This window comes from Bacillus sp. AFS040349, from assembly GCF_002577655.1.
GTDB lineage: Bacteria > Bacillota > Bacilli > Bacillales > Bacillaceae > Metabacillus.
The window spans coordinates 1-5,516 of the sequence record NZ_NUMC01000086.1; the positions used below are offsets into that span (position 1 = coordinate 1).

Here is a 5,516-nt window from a genome sequence, read left to right on the forward strand (position 1 = left end):
GAAGTTTTGACAATACGTAGGGTAATAAGGAGGGGACAAAAATGAAACTATTGAATAGTAATGACTTAGAGGCTGTTAGGAGTATGTATCTGCAGGCACAAAATAAAAGTGCCAGCCTCAACAGTGATGGTACATACAATTTATATTTGAATTTCGGTTATGGGTGTGACGAATATAAGGTTACTGAGAAACAACTAAACTATATTCGACAATAAACACTACGCAGTATTATTTGAAATACTTTAAAAATGAAATGGTGCTGGCAATGAGTTCAAAACGCGTTATAATACGACCAATAATTAGTTTGTCAGATAATATGTCTTATGCGACAAAACCTATGGCTCAGCCTATATTTTTTCGTCGCATAACATAAATATTCAGTATTCAATTTTCGTCGTATAACATAGTGCAGGAGGGGTTCCCCTAATGGAAATTATTCCAGTTACTTTTTCTCATTCAATTAATGAATTTAGAAACCATTTGATCGAACAGAACAGAAGTATGAATACTATCAAAAGTTATGTGCAAGATTTACTCTTTTTAGAGAATTGGTTGTTTTCCAGATACTCTGATCCAATTATGGTAGAGGCTATAACGAAAACTGACATAAAAGATTTTGAAAGTGAAATCAAAATAAATTCGTTCTTATCACCTGCAACAATTAACAGAAGACTGGTTTCAATAAAAAAATGGTCTGACTATTTGTTTGAATCCAAGTATTCTCCGGTTAATTTAGGACGAGAGATTTCAGTTATGAAGGTTCAAAAACAGAATACCATTCGTTGGTTAACAAGACAAGAAGTAGGCCGTTTATTACATGCAGTACAATTAACAAAACATAAAAATTTTCAAAAAGGGTTATTACATGAAACACTTATCATTCTTCTAGTGAATCTTGGGTTACGAATTGAGGAAGCATGCTCCTTAACAAAGAATTCAATTTCGTTTCGTAATAATTTAGTAAATGTGTTGGGTAAGGGATCTAAGCATAGAGTCGTACCCCTAACCGAAAAAACAAAGGCACACATACTTCTTTGGTTGGAAAATAGGGAGAAAGATTCCGATTATATTTTAGTTAGCAGCAAAAGCAGTCAATTAAGTACCAGAGCCGCTCAGCATATATTAAAAAAGTATAGCACTCAAATTGGTATAGAGATTACTCCACATTCCTTAAGACACACCTACTGCAAGCAGTTAGCAGATAGTGGAGTTGGGCTCCAATCTATAGCAGATTTAGCAGGTCATAGTTCGATGGATACTACTCGAATTTATGTTACTCCATCTATAAAAGAACTGCAGAACGCCCTTAAGAAAACAGAATTTTAATTGACCTAAACTATTGAGAATGAGAAATATGTAAAAGATGTTTATTCCTCTACTTATACGCGTTATAATGGGGGTGTAATATACTAATATATAGAATATACGCAAAGGAGAGGCTACCTAGGAGCCTCTCCTTTCTTCCGTTTGCGGAAATAATTATCAATACGCGCTAAAATATTCTTAAAAGAAAAACACTACGTTCGTAACATTGGATTGGAGAGGATTGAATGTATTATTTAGATTACGTATCCAGTTATTTCTGTATTGCAGGTCTTCTATGGTTATTGATGATCCTGGGAATTAAGTTTCTACCGAACGTTTTAAAACAGGGAAAAGAAAATGCTGCCAAATGCCAAGAAAAACTGCTGTTAATTAGTATTCCTTTATCCTTGATAATAGGGTATTCAGTTTTTCACTTCTTTAATTTATACGAATATATGATGGTTGTTTAAGATTCTAATATATTTTATATAGTAGAATTTATTGTTAGGGTTGTACTCTATTAGAAAAAATTAGATAAAAACCCAACTTGGCCCTTTACATCCAATAATTATTGTGATAACATTTAATCAAGTTATTATAATACATGATTTAGTTTAGTTTAGTTTAGTGTAGTTTAATTTTAAATTTTAGATTTTAATATATTATAAATAAATCTCTTTCTTTTTATCACTTTAGAGGGAAGAGAACAATAGATATACTAATATACTTAATTTAATATGATGATGAGTTTGTGATTCACTATGAATTCTTACTCATAATCGTTGTGCATGAGTATGCCTTTTTTTGCTTATGCTTTAATTTTTCATGCATACTTTGAGTCTATTAGTTATATATCTTTGTTCTTTTCAATTTGTGATAAAGAGGAGGAGATTTTTTTGTGCGGATTTTTCTAATGTCTTCAAGTTTAAGACTAAACAATTGAATAAGATAATTAAATTCTATGGGGGTTGGGTGCAAATGGTATTAATCTAACAATTAAAGACGGAATATTGCGAATATTCTAGGGTCTTAAGGCAAGTTTTCAATTAGAGTGAAGGGTTTATCTATGTTATTCGAATTAAATTACTTTATATCTAAGGAGGAAATTTTTATGAAAAATAATGGAGTTTATAAGATTGGTTATATGGTTCACTTAAGTGTTGAAAGGGATGACAGCATAGACCTAGATTTGAAACACCGTGTATTAGGAGTCTTGTTAGAAAGTGTTAAAGGGTTAAGTGTTGCCAATTACCATTCTTATAAGAGTAATCCACTAGTTGCTCAGTATTTTATCAGTATATTAAGAAAGCAAGGCATCGACACGATTGCTGTGCAGGATCGTTCAATCTTTAAGAAGGATATCATCAATCTTTTTATCGAAGAGGGGTTTGATTTCATTTTGATTGAAGTTAACAGCAGCAAAACAAAATACCGAATTGAGGAGATTACTAACAAACAATTAAGGTCTGATCTTCACAATGTAGTCAGAACCAGTAAAGTTAAATGGGAAAATCTCGGATTTAAATATAGAAAGGCACTAAACAGTTATGAAAAATTGGCAAAAATTTCGAATGAATTAATAGATGAATACGAATCTACCACTGGTATTAACGTATCCGCCTATTAGGGTTCGTTATTGAAGGAAACCGTTTCTGATTTAGTGAAAAGTGACTATAAAACTATACAAGGAGATGATTGTTTATGAAAAACGTAACATTTTTTACATTATTACCAGAGACAATTTTAGGGAGAACAAGGAATTCTGCTGAGGAATTTTTTGAGTACTGTATGATGGCGGATATATTTGCTCAGAGCAACAACCTCAATATTGTTAATGGTTGTGGAATTTCAAACCTTGGAGATGTTAATATGCGAAAAAAATATTTTTCGAGACTTAAAAGAAGATCAACTGTATTAATAATATCTCCTGTACATGTTGCAAACCCTGTAATTCTAAATTTATTCATCGGTAAGGATGTAACCTTCAGGGTGATTGAAGGTGATTATCTTATAAAACCAAAAAATTTAAAAGAATTTTTTTTAGAAGAATTAAAATCATCGCCAGAAGAGAGTGCAGTTAATTCGAAGTGAAAAATTGCTATGTTTGAAAAATAGAGGTAAGTGGACAATCAGCAAGCAAAAATATGAATAGGGGTGTTATGAAATGATGCAACTTGAAAAATTGATATCAGAAGGAAATGCACAAATAGTGGAGGAGACAGAAGAAACAAAAGGACCAAAAAAATTTATTTTAATTGACTGCGATCCACTGGCTCCTAGACCAAATCGGGTTCTTCAAGAGGTCTTAAAAGGTACAGGTATAACTAGTGAAAAAGAGCCGATGTTTAAGATTTTTGGAGCATGGAAATGGGATTATAGTGACGTTGATGATGAAACTTGGGATAAGGTTATTGAAACAATTGAAGAAAGGTTAGATTTAGCCTATGAAAATGGGTGGACAAGAAGGGTAAGTTGGATGCCTACGAGTAAAAAATACCGACAAAGCATCAAATAAGGATATAGTCCACTAGGGGGCAGATAGTAACGGGCATTTGCCTAAATTAAATATGGAGTTTAACTATCGTGCCCCAACACTAAATCCTAATTATAATTCGGCTTAAGTTTTATTACTATAAGCAAAATGAACAAGATAAGGAGGAGATAAAATGGTAAAGGTAATTGATTATGATGAACAAGGTAATGTAAGAGTAACTAGAGTTTTTAACGGTGAGATAAAAGAAGAAAAAATCTATCGTAAAGAAGATATTGAAGTTATAAGCGAAGAGGATTTTGAAATTCCTATCAAGAGGATTAGTCTCAAAAACTCTACTAAAAGTGAAATCAAGGATCTATTTGATTCACTTATCGAAGAGGATTTGTAACGGAGGTTTGACCAGAACCTTCGTTATATTTAAAAGTGGCAGGGAATGAATAATTCAAGGCGTGAAAGATTACAAGACTTATAAAAGGAATTGAGTGTCATTCGTTCATTAATTGATAGATTTTGGCAAGAAAGTCAGAACAACAATATTATCTAGCAAACATTGAGCGCAAAATTGCTAAACAAATTCGTTTTTTGAGAATCATTAATGATCATTAAGATAATGAAATGTCAGGGGGAGAATTAGATGTTCACATTGGATGAAACGAAAGAATTAAGAGAGATGTTTCCTGATAGCAATGATTTACTTACTGATGAGGAATTTAAAGTAATGGGGTGGTATATTTATTCTCTTTGGAAAAAGAACGATTTCAAAAATAAAGAGATCATCTACCGTAAGGAAACGGGAGATATTTTCAACTACTTCTTTGAATATGACAATCAACTCTTCATGCTGTCGGATGAGTCAATTTACTGGGGGCAAGGTGAAATTAGTATAAGAAAAGTATGTGACACCACTTGTGAGATAAGCAAGAACTATCTTAAGAAGTTTATTAGGAATGTAGAATGGATCAACCAATATGACTACTTTGAAGGTAAAGAGGACGAATTTGACTTTGAGTTGCACGGAGATGGTCATGAACATCATGTTGAAATGGCTTATGGTCTCATTGAAATTTTAAGAAATAAGGGCTATAAAATTTCAGATTAGAATTATTTGAAATTAAAAGCAGCCATATGACTAGAGTCTTGCAGACACTTAGAAGGGATATTGTTTGATAATTAGAGTGGGGTTAAAATCAGAGCCACATATGTGGCGCCCTTCAAAAAGGAGGTATTTTAGTGATAAATAATGAGGAAAACAAATTCCATATTGGAGAAATAACTGCAAGTTTTGGTGTGAATATTGCAGGGATAGATGTTTGGCATAATCAGGGCTCATTAGTCTACGTACTAGCAGAAGTTTTTGATGAAGATTCTAACTTTATATTGTGGTACGTCATAATGCAACCTGATAGCAAAGTAGTTCAGAGGGTAAATTCTGACTACGTCAATATTAAAAGCCGTGGAATCATACCAAGATTTCCACATTTTATAGAAGAGTAGTATCGATAGGTGTTTACTTGTCAGAGCATTTCAATATGAAAATAAGGGAGAGATTTGTAATGAGTTGTAATATGGCTTTTATCGTTTCATCTTCTAAAGAAGGTGAAAAATCTGCTGTGAAGCATTGGCCTTGCTATTACGTTTCTCACTCTTTTAATTGTATCTTCACTAAACTCAAGTGTAGAACGTTGGACAAAAGCAAATGAAAAGGTAGTGTCAAAAG

General features: G+C 32.6%; 7 protein-coding genes. All 7 read left to right on the forward strand.

Features of this window, described 5'->3' with window-relative positions; all coding sequences use genetic code 11:
- Positions 1-426 precede the first annotated feature (426 nt).
- The 7 genes from COD11_RS18535 (at position 427) to COD11_RS18570 (ending at position 5,293) form a co-directional block, all read left to right on the forward strand.
- Positions 427-1,326 (forward strand): tyrosine-type recombinase/integrase, encoded by a 900-nt coding sequence (locus tag COD11_RS18535; protein ID WP_098798375.1) that lies wholly within the window; start codon positions 427-429, stop codon positions 1,324-1,326.
- Between the two features lie 1,090 nt (positions 1,327-2,416).
- Positions 2,417-2,932 carry a hypothetical protein gene (locus COD11_RS18545; RefSeq protein WP_098798377.1) on the forward strand — a complete coding sequence of 172 codons (516 nt, stop codon included), beginning with the start codon at positions 2,417-2,419 and terminating at the stop codon, positions 2,930-2,932.
- A 74-nt stretch (positions 2,933-3,006) separates the two neighbouring features.
- On the forward strand, positions 3,007-3,396 hold the full coding sequence (locus tag COD11_RS18550; protein WP_098798378.1) for a hypothetical protein: 390 nt from the start codon (positions 3,007-3,009) through the stop codon (positions 3,394-3,396).
- Between the two features lie 73 nt (positions 3,397-3,469).
- Positions 3,470-3,820: a hypothetical protein gene (locus COD11_RS18555; protein WP_098798379.1), complete on the forward strand. Its 351-nt coding sequence runs from the start codon at positions 3,470-3,472 to the stop codon at positions 3,818-3,820.
- Positions 3,821-3,971: 151 nt separating this feature from the next.
- Positions 3,972-4,187: a hypothetical protein gene (locus COD11_RS18560; RefSeq protein ID WP_066790631.1), complete on the forward strand. Its 216-nt coding sequence runs from the start codon at positions 3,972-3,974 to the stop codon at positions 4,185-4,187.
- A 246-nt stretch (positions 4,188-4,433) separates the two neighbouring features.
- Positions 4,434-4,898 (forward strand): hypothetical protein, encoded by a 465-nt coding sequence (locus COD11_RS18565; RefSeq protein WP_098798380.1) that lies wholly within the window; start codon positions 4,434-4,436, stop codon positions 4,896-4,898.
- 131 nt (positions 4,899-5,029) lie between these two features.
- Positions 5,030-5,293, forward strand: a complete 264-nt coding sequence (locus tag COD11_RS18570; RefSeq protein ID WP_066790627.1) for a hypothetical protein — start codon at positions 5,030-5,032, stop codon at positions 5,291-5,293.
- Positions 5,294-5,516: the final 223 nt, after the last annotated feature.